Origin of the sequence: Microvirga calopogonii (assembly GCF_003347665.1) — a bacterium.
Classification (GTDB): Bacteria; Pseudomonadota; Alphaproteobacteria; order Rhizobiales; family Beijerinckiaceae; genus Microvirga; species Microvirga calopogonii.
Genome location: NZ_QDGA01000054.1, coordinates 1 through 15,942, shown reverse-complemented (window position 1 = coordinate 15,942; position 15,942 = coordinate 1). Strand labels below are relative to the sequence as shown.

16 protein-coding genes are annotated in these 15,942 nt (G+C 63.5%); 9 read left to right on the top strand and 7 right to left on the bottom strand.

Going from position 1 to position 15,942, the window contains the following annotated elements; genetic code table 11:
* Positions 1-69: 69 nt before the first annotated feature.
* A complete protein-coding gene (locus DDF70_RS25185; RefSeq protein ID WP_114947514.1) occupies positions 70-501 on the bottom strand; it encodes a MarR family winged helix-turn-helix transcriptional regulator in 432 nt (143 codons plus the stop codon).
* Between the two features lie 229 nt (positions 502-730).
* Here DDF70_RS25185 and DDF70_RS25180 point away from each other — a divergent pair, with 229 nt between their 5' ends.
* The 3 genes from DDF70_RS25180 to DDF70_RS25170 are packed head-to-tail and all read left to right on the top strand — an operon-like array spanning position 731 to position 3,599.
* Complete coding sequence (locus DDF70_RS25180; protein ID WP_162820650.1) at positions 731-1,900, top strand: ABC transporter ATP-binding protein; 1,170 nt, start codon at positions 731-733, stop codon at positions 1,898-1,900.
* A 2-nt stretch (positions 1,901-1,902) separates the two neighbouring features.
* A complete protein-coding gene (locus tag DDF70_RS25175) occupies positions 1,903-2,808 on the top strand; it encodes an ABC transporter permease (RefSeq protein WP_114947527.1) in 906 nt (301 codons plus the stop codon).
* Positions 2,805-3,599, top strand: coding sequence for an ABC transporter permease (locus tag DDF70_RS25170; RefSeq protein WP_114947513.1), 795 nt, complete (start codon positions 2,805-2,807; stop codon positions 3,597-3,599). The genes DDF70_RS25175 and DDF70_RS25170 overlap by 4 nt, the downstream gene beginning before the upstream one ends.
* Here the strand turns inward: DDF70_RS25170 and DDF70_RS25165 are convergent.
* The gene (locus DDF70_RS25165; protein ID WP_114947512.1) at positions 3,593-5,404 is read right to left on the bottom strand and encodes an AsmA family protein; all 1,812 of its coding nucleotides are present in this window, start codon (positions 5,402-5,404) and stop codon (positions 3,593-3,595) included. The two genes, DDF70_RS25170 and DDF70_RS25165, sit on opposite strands and share 7 nt — an antisense overlap.
* Positions 5,405-5,651: 247 nt before the next feature.
* Between DDF70_RS25165 and DDF70_RS25160 the strand changes: the two genes are divergently transcribed.
* The 3 genes from DDF70_RS25160 (at position 5,652) to DDF70_RS25150 (ending at position 7,758) form a co-directional block, all read left to right on the top strand.
* Positions 5,652-6,362 (top strand): CoA transferase subunit A, encoded by a 711-nt coding sequence (locus DDF70_RS25160; RefSeq protein ID WP_114947511.1) that lies wholly within the window; start codon positions 5,652-5,654, stop codon positions 6,360-6,362.
* Positions 6,362-7,042 carry a 3-oxoacid CoA-transferase subunit B gene (locus DDF70_RS25155; RefSeq protein ID WP_114947510.1) on the top strand — a complete coding sequence of 227 codons (681 nt, stop codon included), beginning with the start codon at positions 6,362-6,364 and terminating at the stop codon, positions 7,040-7,042. The genes DDF70_RS25160 and DDF70_RS25155 overlap by 1 nt, the downstream gene beginning before the upstream one ends.
* A gap of 125 nt (positions 7,043-7,167) precedes the next feature.
* Positions 7,168-7,758, top strand: coding sequence for a cysteine hydrolase family protein (locus DDF70_RS25150; RefSeq protein ID WP_114947509.1), 591 nt, complete (start codon positions 7,168-7,170; stop codon positions 7,756-7,758).
* Between the two features lie 10 nt (positions 7,759-7,768).
* Here the strand turns inward: DDF70_RS25150 and DDF70_RS25145 are convergent, their stop codons facing one another.
* From DDF70_RS25145 to DDF70_RS36915, 5 genes are all read right to left on the bottom strand, one after another.
* Complete coding sequence (locus DDF70_RS25145; protein WP_114947508.1) at positions 7,769-8,905, bottom strand: DJ-1/PfpI family protein; 1,137 nt, start codon at positions 8,903-8,905, stop codon at positions 7,769-7,771.
* A gap of 357 nt (positions 8,906-9,262) precedes the next feature.
* Complete coding sequence (locus tag DDF70_RS25140; RefSeq protein WP_114947526.1) at positions 9,263-10,906, bottom strand: ABC transporter permease; 1,644 nt, start codon at positions 10,904-10,906, stop codon at positions 9,263-9,265.
* A gap of 162 nt (positions 10,907-11,068) precedes the next feature.
* Entirely contained in the window at positions 11,069-12,109 is a 1,041-nt protein-coding gene (locus DDF70_RS25135; protein WP_114947525.1) for a Fe(3+) ABC transporter substrate-binding protein, read from the bottom strand.
* Positions 12,110-12,355: 246 nt separating this feature from the next.
* The gene (locus DDF70_RS25130) at positions 12,356-13,018 is read right to left on the bottom strand and encodes a Crp/Fnr family transcriptional regulator (RefSeq protein WP_114947507.1); all 663 of its coding nucleotides are present in this window, start codon (positions 13,016-13,018) and stop codon (positions 12,356-12,358) included.
* A gap of 166 nt (positions 13,019-13,184) precedes the next feature.
* A complete protein-coding gene (locus tag DDF70_RS36915) occupies positions 13,185-13,412 on the bottom strand; it encodes a hypothetical protein (RefSeq protein ID WP_162820649.1) in 228 nt (75 codons plus the stop codon).
* A gap of 213 nt (positions 13,413-13,625) precedes the next feature.
* Here DDF70_RS36915 and DDF70_RS25125 point away from each other — a divergent pair, with 213 nt between their 5' ends.
* The 3 genes from DDF70_RS25125 to DDF70_RS25115 all read left to right on the top strand — a co-directional run.
* A complete protein-coding gene (locus DDF70_RS25125) occupies positions 13,626-14,381 on the top strand; it encodes a pentapeptide repeat-containing protein (RefSeq protein ID WP_114947506.1) in 756 nt (251 codons plus the stop codon).
* Between the two features lie 207 nt (positions 14,382-14,588).
* Positions 14,589-15,038, top strand: a complete 450-nt coding sequence (locus DDF70_RS25120) for a sigma factor-like helix-turn-helix DNA-binding protein (RefSeq protein ID WP_114947505.1) — start codon at positions 14,589-14,591, stop codon at positions 15,036-15,038.
* A gap of 361 nt (positions 15,039-15,399) precedes the next feature.
* The coding region (locus tag DDF70_RS25115; RefSeq protein ID WP_162820648.1) for an outer membrane protein at positions 15,400-15,942 on the top strand (543 nt) is incomplete at its 3' end.

Genomic DNA, 15,942 nt, shown 5'->3' with positions numbered 1-15,942 from the left:
CGGTGGCATCGGAACGCTCGTTCACGGACGGGCGATTAGGAGGTTCTGCGGTCATGGAAGGAACGTCAATCAGCTTGAGGCTTCGATGTTCCGGCCCATGGCCTCGCAGACGCGGATGGCAGCCCTGAGATCGTCCTCGCTGACATCCTTGAGCACGTCGCTGCGGAATTCCTTCACGAGCAGGTCCACATGGGCTGCCTGCTCCTGTCCCGCCGCCGTGAGGGCGATCTGCTTGGCCCGCCGGTCGCCGTCCACCGGCCGGCGCTCGATCAGGCCCTGCTTCTCCAGGCTGTCGAGAAGAGGGACCAGGGTCGGGCCCTCGATTTCCAGCGCATCCGCCAATTCGGTCTGGGTCATGCCTTCCTTCTTGCCGAGGAAGATCAGGGCACGGGCCCGTGGCAGGGTCAGGCCCTGGGCGCGGACGCGGGCGTCGAACAGCGTACGCATCTTCCGGCTGATCTTCCAGAGTTCCTCGGAGAACGCCGCCTTGGCTGGAGTCATGTTCTTGCGACCTAGTGGGCGTATTATTAGGGTGCTAATAATGTGAGGCCTTGCTACTCCTTTCCCTATGCCGACGCAAGGTGCCCCGCGGCGCTGAACGGGCAGGGCAGGGTTGCAGGAATTGCCGCTCTCGATCCGGTGGTTAAAGCCGTTTAAATTGTTGTTCTTGCGAGACGAACATCATAGCTTGCCGGCTGGTTTCCTCGTTCAAGGTCGAAGTCGAAGCATCTTGCCTCCTCCGTCTCGCCAATCCGCCTCCGTCGGCGCCGTGCGTCGCGCCTTCGCGCCCTGGTCCAATCCCGATGCCAAGCCGCTCATCCGCTTCGACAACGTCACGAAGCGGTTCGGAGACGCGATGGCGGTGGACCATCTCTCCCTGAACATCTTCGAAGGCGAGTTCTTCTGCCTGCTCGGCCCGTCCGGCTGCGGCAAGACCACCCTCATGCGCATGCTCGCGGGCTTCGAGACGCCGAGCGAGGGCGTGATCTCTCTGGCGGGACAGAGCCTGGCCGGCGTGCCGCCCTATCGCCGGCCCGTGAACATGATGTTCCAGTCCTATGCGCTCTTCCCGCACATGAGCGTGGAGAAGAACATCGCCTTCGGCCTGAAGCAGGACGGGATGCCGAAGGACCAGATCGCCGAGCGGGTCGGGGAGATGCTGCGCCTCGTGCAGCTCGAGAAGCTCGCCCGGCGCTATCCGAGCCAGCTCTCCGGTGGCCAGCGCCAGCGCGTCGCGCTCGCCCGGGCTCTGGCCAAGAAGCCCAAGGTTCTGCTCCTCGACGAGCCGCTTGGGGCCCTCGACAAGAAGCTGCGCGAAGAGACCCAGTTCGAGCTGATGGACATCCAGCACGAGCTCGGCATGACCTTCGTGGTGGTCACGCACGACCAGGAAGAGGCCATGACCATGGCCGACCGGATCGCCGTGATGGATCACGGCCGGATCGCCCAGGTGGCGACGCCGGGCGAGATCTACGAGCAGCCCAAGACGCGATTCATCGCCGAATTCGTCGGCGACGTGAACATCCTCGAAGGCCATGTGCAGGGGCAGGAAAACGGCCTCTGGCGCGTCGAGACCTCATCGTCTCAGGCGCCGCTCACCATCGACGACCCGGACGAGGTGCTGCATTCCGGCCAGGCGGTGGCGATCGCCGTGAGGCCGGAGAAGATGGTGATCCAGCGCGATCCGCCGCGTTCCGATGCGCTCAACGTGCTCACCGGGGAAGTGTGGGACATCGGCTATCTCGGCGACTGGACGGTCTATCGCGTCAGGCTCGCCACCGGCGAGATCCTGCGGGTCACCCGCGCCAATGCGTCCCGCTTCGTCGAGAACCCCATCGACTGGGACGAGCAGGTCTATGTCACCTTCGCGCCCGATGTGGCCGTGATCCTGGCGGAATGACCATGACGGAGCGCCCCTTCGCACGACGCCTGGCGGCCGGTCTCGTGCCGGCCGTGCCGTATCTCTGGCTCGGCGTGTTCTTCCTCGTGCCGTTCCTGATCGTGCTCAAGATCAGCCTGTCGGACCCGGCGGTGGCCCAGCCGCCCTATAAGCCGGTCTTCGAGTGGAGCGACATTGCGGGATTCTTCAGCGGACTCGATCTGGAGAATTTCGAACTCCTGACGCAGGACGATCTTTATTTCCGCGCGACGCTCTCATCCGTGCGCATCGCGGCCGTCTCCACGGTGCTTCTCCTGCTCGTGGGCTTTCCCATCGCCTACGGCATGGCCCGCGCGCCCGAGCGCTACCGTTCGCTGCTGGTGGCGCTCGTCATCCTGCCGTTCTGGACGAGCTTTCTCATCCGCATCTATGCATGGGTCGCCATCCTGAAGCCCGAAGGGCTGCTCACGCAGGCGCTCATGGGGCTCGGCCTGATCTCGGAGCCGCTCGACATCCTCAACACCGAGACGGCGGTCTATATCGGCATCGTCTATGCCTATCTGCCCTTCATGGTGCTGCCGCTCTACGCGACGCTGGAGAAGATGGACGACACGCTGCTCGAAGCGGCCCTCGATCTCGGCTCGACGCCCTGGCGGTCCTTCTGGACCATCACCGTGCCGCTCGCCATGCCCGGGATCGTCGCGGGATCGCTCCTGTGCTTCATCCCGGCGGTGGGCGAGTTCGTCATTCCCGATCTGCTCGGCGGATCGGAAACCTTGATGATCGGACGACAGCTCTGGAGCGAGTTCTTCTCCAACCGCGACTGGCCACTGGCTTCCGCGGTCGCGATCCTGCTCCTCATCATTCTCGTTGTACCCATCGTGATCTACCGGGATGTCGAGGCGCGGCGGGTGGAGGCAAGGCCATGAACCGGCGCCTGAGTCTCTTCAACGTCACCTCGCTCGTGATCGGCTTCGCCTTCCTGTATCTGCCGATCCTGCTTCTGGTGATCTATTCGTTCAACGCGTCCCGCCTCGTGACCGTGTGGGGCGGCTTCTCGACCCAGTGGTACGGCGCGCTCTTCCGCAACCAGTCCCTCATGGAGGCGGCCTGGGTCACGGTGCGGATCGCGCTTCTCTCGGCAATGCTGGCGACGGTTCTCGGCACTCTCGCGGCGCTCGCATTAACCCGCTACGGACGGTTTCCGGGACGGACGCTCTTCACCGGCATGGTCTATGCTCCGATGGTCATGCCGGAGGTCATCACCGGCCTGTCGCTGCTGTTGTTCTTCGTCGCCATCGACCTGGATCGCGGCTTCTGGACGATCACGCTCGCGCACACCACGCTCACCATGTGCTTCGTCACGGTGGTGGTGCAGTCGCGCCTCATGACCTTCGACCGCTCGCTCGAAGAGGCTGCCATGGATCTCGGCGCGCCGCCGCTGCGCACGTTCTTTTCCGTGACCCTGCCGCTCATCGCGCCGTCCATCGTGGCGGGCTTCCTGCTCGCCTTCACCCTGTCCATGGACGATCTGGTGGTCGCGAGCTTCAACGCGGGGCCGGGCGCGACGACCTTGCCTATCAAGATCTACAGTCAGGTGAGGCTCGGGCTTTCGCCGGAGGTGAATGCGGCCTCCACGATCCTCATCGGCATCGTGACGTTCGGGGTGATCGCAGCGACCCTGCTCACCAAGCGCTCAGCCCTGCGCAAGGCTCACTGAGCGACCGCCTGGGGGCGCTGCTCGTCGGCGGGGACGCGCTCCGACGGGAAGAGGGGCTTGGCTGCGCCCGAGCGCTCGATGAGGGAGCGGACCTGCGGGGATACGGCCACGTTGTCCCAATCGCCGATCACGTTGAACACGAGTGCCGGCGATTGGCTCGCGGGCGCGCCGGCCGGCGAAACGTTCGCCGTCAGGCTGATCGTGCGGTCGACCAGAAGCACCTGACCCTGAAGCGCGGCCTGCACGGTGGGGCCTTTCAGATGGGCTTCCGCGATTTCCCCGACGCCGTCCTTCACCAGGATCTGCGCCTGCGCCTTATTGAAAGGCGTCCGACCGCCTTTCCAGTTGAGGGACGCGAGCAGCGGACGCTTGTCCACCCGGCGAAGGGCATCGTCGAGAGCGATGCCGACGATCTCCCCATCGACGACCTCGATGGCGGAGCGGCCCTGGGCCTCACGGATCACGTCCGCAGGATTCTTCCCCAATCCCTCGAAGCTGAACTGTCCGGAGGCCAGGCCAGTGATCCAGCGTGGCTCGCCCACGGCGGCCAGGAAGGGGGCGATCTTCACCCCGGCGAACGTCCCCTGGCTCTTGAATTCGACCTGTCCGTCCTGTTTCACCAGCGAGAGGCGGCCTTTCAGGCTACCGTCCTGGAAGCCGGCCCTGCCGATCGATGCCTCGATCCGCCCAGGCTGGACAAGCACGCTGGCCGCCATGTCATCGAGGCTGAGGCGGCCGAGGCTCGCACTCGCGGCCGAGAGGCGCAGATCGAGATCGGTGCCGGTGGTGCGGGTCAGGTCGATATTCTCCTCGCTCCAGGCGCCGGAGGATGTCCGGGCCTGGGAGAAGGGGGCGAAGAGGTCCGACAGGTTGAGCGTGTCGGCCGCGAGCGTGCCGGTGATCACGGGGCGCTCCGTATCGAAGCGGACGCCCACGGTCCCTTCCAGCTTGTCGTCGCCAAGCGTCACCGAAACGGCGGGCCAGGACAGGCGCCGGCGATCCATCGAGAACTCGCCTGCAAGGGAAACCGAGCGCAGAAGCGGGCCGAAGGGCAGGTCTACGCCGCTCCAGCGGGTGAAGTCGCGGACGGACTTGGCCTTGACGGTGCTCTCTCCCGTGATCCGAGGCGTTGCGCCGAGCTGTGCCTCGCCTTCGGCCGTGACACGGGCGGAGTGCGTGGAAAGGGTCAGCGCGAAGGGACTGATCCGGTCCGAGACCAGGAGGTCGGGGAAGACGGAGGCCTGTTCGAGGGCAATCACCTCGTCCCGCCAGAGGGCGGAGCCCGACAGGGTCAGGGGCTCGGCCACATCGGCCCAGCGGATGACGAGGTTGATCTGGTCGAGGTTGGCTTCCTTCAGGTCGGTCCAGCGCAGGGTGGACTTGTTGATGATGAGCCGCCGGGCATAGGTTTCTCTCGTCCGGTCCTTGAGGACCTCCGCCCATTTGACCGATTGCAGAGCCTGGAGCGATGCCGTGATGCGGCTATCGGTCAGGTCGAAATCCGAAAGTTCGATTCGCCCGAGGAGGAGGGGCAAGAGGCGAAGCTCTCCTCTCAGGGTTCCGCCTTCCGCCTTCAGGGCCTGATCCGGGAACTGCAGCGTCACATCCTCGAACTTGACCCTTGGGATCGGCAGAACCGCGAAGGTGCTGCGGCCTCTGACCGTCAGGTCGAGCCCGTATTTTTCCCTCACATGCTGCGTCAGCTCCGCGGACAGGCCGCCGCCGGGCAATGTCCACGGAGAGGCGGCCGTTCCGAGAACGGCGAGCGAAATCAGCGCAAGGAGGAGGACTATGCGGCGGGACATGGAATATGCGTTGTAAACCTTGGGCCCGGCCTAGCAAGCGACCACGAGGAGATGTCCTCAGGCAAGGCCGAAATCTTGGATCGTTCCTATATATCCATAGGAAGGGATTGTCTAAATTGAGGCCAAGTTGCAGGGTGCCCCCCATTCGTGGCCGAGCGGCCTGCGACCAAAACGTCGCAATTCGCTCCCGAAGTCTATCTTCGGACGCTTCTAACGAGCATGAACATGCCCATGGGGAGAGGTTTTGATGGATAAGGTTTACAGCGATGCGCGGGCAGCGCTGGCCGGTGCGGTCAAGGATGGCATGACCATCATGGCCGGCGGCTTCGGCCTGTGCGGCATTCCGGAGACGCTGATCGAAGCGATCCGTGATTCGGGGGCGAAGGACCTGACCTTCATCTCCAACAATGCCGGTGTGGACGGCATCGGCCTGGGCCGCCTGCTCGAGACCCGGCAGATCCGCAAGATGATCAGTTCCTACGTGGGCGAGAACAAGCTGTTCGCCCAGCAGTTCCTCTCCGGCGAGCTCGAGCTCGAGTTCAACCCGCAGGGCACGCTGGCCGAGCGCATCCGCGCCGGCGGCGCGGGCATCCCGGCCTTCTACACCAAGACCGGCGTCGGCACCCTGATTGCCGAGGGCAAGGAGGTGCGCGATTTCAACGGCGAGAAATACGTCATGGAGACGGGGCTGTTCGCCGACATCTCCATCGTCCATGCCTTCAAGGGCGACACCGAGGGCAACCTCGTCTTCCGGAAGACCGCGCGCAACTTCAATCCGATGATGGCCACGGCCTCGCGCCTGACCATCGCCGAGGTCGAGCATCTGGTGCCGGCCGGCGAGATCGACCCGGACTGCATCCATACCCCAGGCATCTTCGTCAAGCGCATGGTGCATGTGCCGAACCCGGTCAAGCACATCGAGCAACGCACGACCCGCAAACGTGAGGAGACAGTCTGATGGCCTGGACCCGTGACCAGATGGCCGCGCGCGCGGCCAAGGAGCTGCGCGACGGCTTCTACGTGAATCTCGGCATCGGCATTCCGACGCTGGTGTCGAACTACATCCCCAAGGGCATGCGCGTTCAGCTGCAGTCGGAGAACGGCATGCTCGGTATGGGCCCATTCCCCTACGAGGGCGAGGAGGACGCGGATCTCATCAATGCTGGCAAGCAGACGATCACCGCGCTGCCGACGACGAGCTACTTCTCGTCCGCCGATTCCTTCGGCATGATCCGCGGCGGCCACATCGACCTGTCGATCCTGGGCGCCATGCAGGTGGCCGAGAACGGCGATCTCGCCAACTGGATGATCCCGGGCAAGATGGTCAAGGGCATGGGCGGGGCCATGGACCTCGTGGCGGGTGTCAAGCGCGTGGTCGTGGTGATGGAGCACGTGGCGAAGGCCAAGGATGGCTCTGAGGACCCGAAGCTGCTCAAAAGCTGCAACCTGCCGCTGACCGGCACCGGGGTGGTGGATCTGGTGATCACCGATCTGGGGGTTTTCGCCATCGACAAGAAGGGCGGATCGGGCATGACCCTGATCGAGCTCGCCGACGGCGTGACCGTGGACGAGATCAAGGCCAAGACCCAGGCCACCTTCAAGGTCGCCCTGAACGGCAGCCAGTCCAACGCCGCCTGAGCGTCGCTCCGGCCGGGAGTTACATGCGGGCCTCGGGGGATCCTCGGGGCCCGTTTGCTTTTCGAGGGAACCTGAGCCAACGCGGGCCCGTTTGCCCGGCGTCGTCCCCCTTTTACCTGATGGATATGACGCCCCTCGGTCCCGCCACGCTCCACCTGTGCATCGACATGCAGCGCCTCTTTTCACCGGATGGGCCTTGGCCGACCCCATGGATGGAGCGTGTGCTGCCGACGGTCGCGCGGATTGCCGAGCGGGCTCCGGATCGAACGGTCTTCACCCGCTTCATTCCCCCCTACCGGCCCGAGGATATGCCCGGGGCATGGCGCGGCTATTACGAGCAATGGCGTGAGGTCACTCGCGAACACCTCGATCCGCGAATGCTGGACCTGATGCCCTCGCTGCAGCGGCTCGCGCCGCCTGCCGTCGTCCTCGACAAACCGGTCTATTCCGCCTTCGCCGGGCACAAGCTGCGCGATCTCGTGAGCGAGCGCGGCATCGATACCCTGCTGATCACCGGCTCCGAGACCGACATGTGCGTTCTCGCCACTGTGCTCGGCGCGGTCGATCTGGGGCTGCGGGTCGTGATCGTCACCGATGGCGTGTGCAGCTCATCGGACGAAGGACACGATTCCCTCCTGACGCTCTACACGAAGCGCTTCAGCTATCAGGTCGAGACGGTCACCAGCGAGGTCGTGCTCGACCAGTGGCCGTCCTGACCGGCGAGCCTCAGCGCCTGTATTCGAGCTGCATGGCGACGAGATCGGCCGTGGGATTGCCGTAACGCGCTGCGATCCCCTGGAGCGCCTGATCCAGAGCCTGGGCCGGTCGCTGACTTCCGATTGCCGGAAGCAGGTGTTCCGCCGACCAGCTCATGGCTACCTTGTCGGGAATGATACGGATGCGGCTGCGGGTCTCGAGCGCGTCTTCCGTCCGCGCGAACGTCACGGCGCGCGACCGGTAGGTCCTCGACCAGGCATCCGCCGCGAGAGCCAGCGACACCTCGTCGGCGCCGGGGCCGAGGTCGATGCCGAGCTGCTCACGGTTCCAGAAGGCGAGGGTGTTGCCGATGATCGTCAGGACGAAGGGCCGCGTAAACGAGAACGCATCGCTGCGGTGGCTTGCGTCCCAATGGGGAACGCCGAGTTCGCGGGCAACCGCCTCGGCCTTGCTCCGACCCGCGATCGCCTCGATCAAGGTGAGTGCCATCGGCATGGAAGCGGTGATCCCGGTCGTCGTCACGACGCCCCGGTCGACGACCAGCCGCCGGTCCGCGACAAAGTGGACGGCGGGATGTTTCCTGCGCAATTCGTCGAGATAGTACCAGTGCGTCGTGGCCTCCCTGCCGTCGAGCAGTCCCGCCTCGCCGACGATCTTGGCGCCGGCACAGACGCCGACGATCATCGCGCCGTTGTCGGCTTGTTTCTTGAGCCATTGCAGGACGGCCGGGTCGTCGTCGCGGCTCATGGCGGGAACGATGACGTAATCGGCGCCGTCCGGGTGTCGGGCATCGAAATCCGCGACCGTCATGTCCGGCACGACCTTGAAGGCCGGGTACAGCGTCACCGGTCCGGGCTTCGTCGCCAGCGCCACCACGTCGGCCACATCGGCACGCTTGAGGATGCCATAAGGCATGAGATAATCGGTGGTCTCGGTCGCGTCGTTGAGACCGACGATGGCAACGAGCGGACGCTGGCGCTTCGGCGGCTTCAGGGCCGCCAGCATGGCATCGGCTTCTTCCTTCGCAATCGGAAGCGCGGCGCCGACATCCGGCCTGGGAGGCAGGGAGAGAATCCAGGTTGCGCCGATCGTTGCGAGAAGCGCGGCGACGCCCAAACCGCTCCACCAGAATAGCCGCTTCCTCATGCTACTCACACTCCGATGGGCGCGTCGCTAGACCCGGGCGTTCGCTGACGCGGCCGTCCGGGTCCGCGCCTGGCGATGCGCACTTCAAGGAACGAAGCAACGGAGTCATACGGTGCATGTCCACCAGTCATACGGTGCATGTCCACCTTTGACGCCGATGCTCCAGCCTGCCGCACGACATCGTAAGTCGCGCCCATGCGGTGGTCTACCTTATCGAAAGGCGATAGCTCCTCAGAGGCAGGCTCATAAAACTCTCACCTCATCCCGAGGAGGTGCGAAGCACCGTCTCGAAGGTGGTCCCGGAGTGTACTGGAGACGCTTCGCTCGTCAGGATCAGGGCTCAAGCAAGTGTCGGTCTCAGGCCGGCTCATCGGATGCCGAACTGCCTGCACTCTCCGCTGCTCTCGGCCGCGCCTCGGCGCTGCGCACAAGCTGGATGACCGGGAGCAGACCGACGAGGACGATGACGAGGGCCGCGAGCGAACCGTCCTCGAAGCGGCCCCGCGAGGCATACGTATAGACGAGCGTCGAGAGCGTTTCCGTATTGAGAGGCCGCAGCAGCAGGGTTGCCGGCAGCTCCTTGATGCAATCGACGAAGATCAGCAGGGCGGCACTGGCGAGAGCCGGGCGCATGAGCGGGATCTGAATCGCCCAGACCATCTCCCGTCGCGAGGCGCCCAGCGTCCGCGCCGCGTCCTCGAGGCTCGGCGACACCCGGTCCAGCCCGGCCGAGAGGGAGCCGGTGGCGATGGACAGGAAGCGGATCACATAGGCGATGACGATGCCGCCCGCGGCGCCCATCAGGAGGAGGCCGATACGCTCGCCGGTGAGGCTGCGCCACAGGGTTCCGATCAGATTGTCGATCCCGACGAGCGGCGTCATCAGACCGAGCGCCAGAACCGTACCGGGCAGGGCGTAACCCAGGCCCGCGACGAAGAGCGCGCTCCTGGTCAGGGAATTCTTGGACAGGCGGGCGGCCGAGACGAGCACCACCGCGAGGACCAGGACGGTGCAGGTCGCCACGACCGAGAGGCCGATGGTCGTCATGAAGTGCGCGAGGAATTCCGCGTCGAACTGATCGATGAGGCGGCCGCGCAGGGTCTCGCGCAGCAGAAACGCCGTCGGGATGATGAAGCCCAGGACGACTGGAACGGCGCAGAGAAACGTCGCGATCCAGCCGCGGATACCGAAAAGCGGGACCGGGTGCACGGTGCGGTGCCGCTTGGGCGAAGCGGCGTAGCGCCTGTCGCGGCGGCCGTAGCGCTCGATCAGGATCAGGCCGATCACGAAGGTCAGCATGACGCAGGCGATCTGCGCCGCGCCCGGCAGGCTGCCGCGGTTGAGCCAGGTGTTGTAGACGGAAACGGTGAGCGTGCGCACGCCGAGATACTCGCTCGCGCCGATGTCGTTCAGAGCTTCCAGGAGGGCGAGGGAAACGCCGACGGCGAGGGCGGGGCGGGCCAGGGGAAGGGCGATGATGCGGAAGAGCTTGATGCGGCTGGCGCCGAGCGTGCGCGCCACTTCCAGCATGCTGGCGCTCTGAGTCAGGAACATCGCCCGCGCGGCGATATAGATGTACGGATAGAGCACCGCGGACATCACAAAGATGCAGCCGGGAAGCGAGCGGATCTCGGGAAACCAGTAATCGCCTCGTGACGTCCACCCCATGATGTCGCGAAGAGCCATCTGGACGAGGCCGGCGGAATCGAAGACTTCGACGTAGATATAAGCCGTGATGTAAGTCGGCACCGCGAGCGGCAAGGGCAGAAGCCACACCAGAATGCCGCGACCCGGAAAGCGGTGGGCCGTGACGAGCCAAGCCGCCGTGATGCCCATGGAGCCTGCCACGATGCCGATCCCGGCGAGCAGCGCCAGGGTGTCGATGGTGCTCGACGGCAGAACGTTCGCGATGAGATGCGGCCAGATCTCCGTGTCGCCTTCGGCGGCGATTTCGATCAGCGCGGCAAGCGGCAGAAGAACGACAAGACCGATGGCTGCCACGGCGGCCGAGAGCCACCATGGGAGGCGCTTTGCCTTTCGCCGGGACGGAAGTCGGAATGCGGTCTGAGTTTCTGCGATCACGGTCAAATGGAAATGGCGCCGCCGTCACCGGCAGCGCCTCTTGGGATCAGGAGAGAGCGGCTGGAAAAGCTGCCCCATGTCTTATTGGTCGAAGCCGACCTTGTCGACCAGCTCGCTGGCCTTCTTGCGCAGCTTCGCGATCTCGGCGATCGGGATGTTGTCGGCCTTGAGTTCGCCGAAGGACGCGATGGTCGGGTGGATCTTGATGCCCGCCTTGACCGGGTATTCGGAATTGGCTTCGGCGTGGATCTGCTGGGATGCGTCGGAGACCATGTATTCCATGAACTTCACCGCGTTCGCCTTGTTCGGCGCGTACTTCGTCAGAGCCAGGCCCGAGACGTTCACATGCGTGCCGCCGCCTTCGAAGGTCGGGAGGATCACGTTGATCGCCTCGCCCCACTTCTTCTGCTCGGCGTCGTTTCCGTTGAGCATGAGCGAGACGTAGTAGGTGTTGCCGACGGCGATGTCGCAGACGCCGGCAAGGATGTCCTTGGCCTGCTCGCGGTCGCCGCCCGAGGGCTTCTTGGCCAGGTTGGCCTTCACGCCTTTGAGCCATTCCTCGGCCTTGGCCTCGCCCTTGTGGGCGATCATGGCGGCGATCAGGCTGATGTTGTAGAGATGCTGGCCCGAGCGGATGCAGACCTTGCCCTTCCACTTGGGATCGGCAAGCTCCTCATAGGTGATCTTGTCCTGCTTCACGCGCTCCTTGGAGGCGTAGACGACGCGACCGCGCAGGGCGATGCCGAACCAGTGGCCTTCCGGATCACGATAGGCCGCAGGGATGACCTTTTCGAGCGCCTCGGATTTCACGGCTTGAGTCACGCCGTAATCCTTCGCGGCTGCGAGACGGCCGATATCGACGGTGATGATCACGTCGGCGGGGCTGTTCTGGCCCTCGGCGCGGATGCGCTCTTCGAGGCCGTTGGCGATGAAGATCGTATTGACACGAATGCCGGTCTCTTTGGTGAACTCGTCAAGGACGGGCTTGATGAGGCCGGGCTCGCGGGTGGTGTAGATGTTCAGCACTTCCTCGGCCGAGGCCGTGAGGCTCGAACCCGCCAGCATGCCGAGAGCCGCAGCGCCGAAAAGCAGCCCGCGCGCAAACGAAACGTTCACCTTCATGAATTCCTCCAGCAACCATGGCAGGGCCGGCGTCGGAGCCGGCCGTGCTAGCGCTGCAAGAACCATGGCGGCGGTGCCGGGTCAAGATAAAATCAAGTGATTTCAATAACTTATAAGAATTCTAAACTGTGGCTTCCTTATAGGCATTCTAAAGCGCGGGAGCGGGCTGCTGATCCGCTTCGGGGAGCCACGATGCTCCGTCTCGTGGCGGATCGTTCGAGCGGCCCTCCGGGGCCGCGCGATGCGTCAAGCCGAGGCCGCCTTTTGAACCGGCCCGACATCCGGCAGTTCGGCGCGGAGACGGGCGATCTCCTCTTCCATCTTCTCCATGTTCGAGAAGAGGCGTTCGCTGGCAAGGCGCAGGAAGTAGAAGCCGAATTCAGGATTCTGGAAATAAAGCTGGCGCACCTCGTCGTAGGAGATGCTGAGAACCTCGCCCCCCTCCAGGCATTCGAGCGTCTGGGAGCGCGTGTTGTGAGGCGACATGAAGCCCATCTCGCCGACAACCTGCCCCTGAAGGAGCTCGATATCGATTTCCTTCAGGCGATAGCGCCCGGAAATCGTGAAATACATGCAATTGGCGGTATCGCCCTTGGCGAAAAGCACTTCGCCGGCCGCGGTCTTGCGACGTGTCATGAAGGGTTTCAGCCACTCCATGGACAGGTCGCTCTTGGAGGCCTGCTTCACGCGCTTGATCAGGCCCAGCATCTGATACAGCCGGATGCTGTTCAGCGGCAGCAGGATCAGGTTGACGACGATGCTCGGATAGTTCCCGGTGAACGACGAGAAGATCAGGGAGCAGATATTGGCTCCGATCCCGATGCAACGCAGCGGGATGATCGTTTTCATCGCGCTGCCCGTGACAGCAAGGACTGCGCCGAACCAGCCGATTGCTTCAAACCAAGTCATCAACCCTCATCCCGCCTTCTGATTCATCGGAACGGCATATATCATCAGGATAGGAATTGGCGCCAGTTGCGCATTGGCGCAGGGCTGAAGGCTCTTAAGGAGAGTGCGATCCCTCGGCGTTCGCATCGGTCGTCGGCACCCGACCGATGCTTCCTCTCCGGGGAGGTCAGGGGCGGGGAGCCGAGGTCTGGCCCGGCACGCTCAGGCCCCGGCGCTGGGAGGACGAGCCGGTCCGCGGAGCGGCGGCAGAGGGGCGTACGTTGTTTCCTGAGATGGAGGGCGGGGGAGGAACCGGATCGCGGGGCAGGACCCCCATCGGCGCCGCGCCGGAGGCACAACCGCTCAAGGCAATTCCGGCGAGCATCAGGAGAGGAAACGTTACGGAAGGACGCATGGCTTTACTCCACGAAGATTGCAGCAGAAGCTAGGCCATAACAACGGGATGTCGAGTCTTGTATCGCTGCGCTTGTTTCCGGCCGATCCGTTACTCGCCATGCAATGAGGAAACTTGCCTCTCCCGTGTCCTCCATTAGGAAAGTTTCGCCGGAGGGCCTCCTCTGGCTGGAGGCAATGCCTAAGTAACTAAAGAGAATCGTGAGAGGATTGCATGGAGGACCGTTCCCTCGTGAAGACAGCAGGTGTCCTGATCGCCCTCGTCGTCTGTGCCGGTCCGGCCTGGGCCAAGTGTCAGGATGCTCCGGGGCCGGGGGTAGACTGGTCCGGCTGCTCGAAGGCCCGGCTGATGCTGACCAACGAAGACCTGACGGGTACTCACTTCCAGCGCTCATTGCTGACATTGAGCGATTTCGCCTCCTCCAAAATGGCAGGTGCCAACCTGAGCGAAACGGAAATCAGCCGCACCCGCTTCGAGGGCGCCGATCTGTCGAAGGCCAATTTCACCAAGGCGCTCGGTTGGCGCGCCAATTTCGGTCAAGCCAACCTGACGGCCGCCGATTTCGGCTCCGCCGATATGAACCGTTCGAACTTTGCCCAGGTCAAAGCCGCAGGAGCGAATTTCAGCAAGTCCGAACTGAATCGGTCCGACTTCAGCGGCGCCGATCTTTCGGGAGCCAACATCTCGAAGGCGGAACTCGCTCGGGTGCTGTTCCAGAGCGCGAAGATCGCCGGTGTGGACTTCAGCTATTCCAATCTCTCGCGATCCCGTCTGGATGGGCTGGATATGAAGGGCGTGAACCTGACGGGCTCCTACCTTTACCTAACGCAGATCGGCGGTGCCGATCTCAGCGGCGTCACCGGTCTCACGCAAGCGCAGATCGATATCGCCTGCGGCACAGCGCAGACGAAACTTCCTGCCGGTCTCAATCCACCGAAAACCTGGCCCTGCAAGGAAGAGGAAGAGTGAGGCGCGACCGCATCCGGTGAAACCAAGCCGCAGCGTGGCCGTTGAACCTGGAGGGGCGTTGCGCATCGTGAGGAAAGCGGGCTCGGTTTGCCGCATGATGCGCGAGTTGGAAATCGGAGCATCGGAATAGATCCCAAAAGGAGATGCACTTTTGGGTCCGAGGCTCGCGAAGGTTCTTGTCCGTTTCTTTGAAGGAGTGCGTTCGATTTGACCACGCTCAAGGAATTCGAGGATGCCCTGCGCGAGCAGGGAATGAACATGGCGCTCGCCATTCTGGAGAAACTTCGGGAGCGGGATCGCTCCAAACGCTCCTTGGCGCCCGCACGCCGCATCACGGGGCGGAAGATGACACCCGAACTCGCCCGGCGAATCCTGGAACTTCACGGGACGACGGAGATGACGCAGCAGGAAATCGCATTCCAGTTGGGCGTCAATCAGGGGCGCGTGAACGAGGTGATCAAACGCGGCAAGTGGCTCCATGACGATCCGAACGCGCCGGAGGCCATCGCGCGAGACAAGGCCAAGGCGCGGATGGCCGGTACCGATGATCGAAAGCGGCCTGAACGCCGCGCGATGAAAACCGCCTCTTCATCCCAGAAGAAGAGCGCAAAGCCCAAGTCGAACAATCAGGCTCAGTTGCTGTTGGGCGATCTGTAATGAGGACACGCCACAGCGTCGTGGACCAGAAAAAACCCCGCCCAAAGGGCAGGGTTGAGTGATCTCCTCGCCTTCGGTTGTCAAGCCGAAAACGTGATCATTAGGACATGCCTTCAAAGTAAAGTCAAATGGCTTTCAAGGTCTTGTTGCGAAGCCTATTTTCTAAACTTTTGGATAAAATTCTCTCCATCGAAAGTAGTACTACTTTTGCACCCATTGAATACTGATCGAATATGTAGGTGTTGCGCCTTTGCCATAGCATTCCGAAGCGGAACAGGCTTAAGTTTCTACCGTGAGTCCACATCAAGGGGTTACGGTTATGAGAAAGTGCGTACTTAGCCTCCTCGCAGGGGTTGCAAGCGTGACGCTTGTTGCAGCCGCTGCCTCCGCTGCCGACCTTCCGCGCCAGGCGCCGCCGCCTGCCCCGATCATTGCTGCTCCGATCTTCACCTGGACCGGCTTCTATATCGGCGGCAACTTGGGCTGGGGCTGGCGGAACAGCAACAATGACCCTGTGTTCCTCGGAGGACCTGGCATGCCTGTCGGCCTCGCCGGGGGCACGCTCATCTTCGACAACAACAACGACGGTGCCTTCACCGGCGGTGGCCAGATCGGCTACAACTACCAGATCGGCTCGTTCGTGATCGGTGTCGAGACCGACATCCAGGGGATCGACAACGGCAACAACAATGCGGTGTTCATTCCGGGTCCGGGCTTTGCCGGCGGCACCTTCGTTCCCGGCCGGTTTGAGGACTCTGCGGATTGGTGGGGTTCGACCCGCCTGCGCGCCGGTGTCGCCTTCGATCGCGTGCTGATCTACGCCACCGGTGGTGTCGCCTACACGGACAACGACACCGGCTGGGCCGTCGGTGGCGGCCTCGAATGGGCTCTGCCGACGAACTGG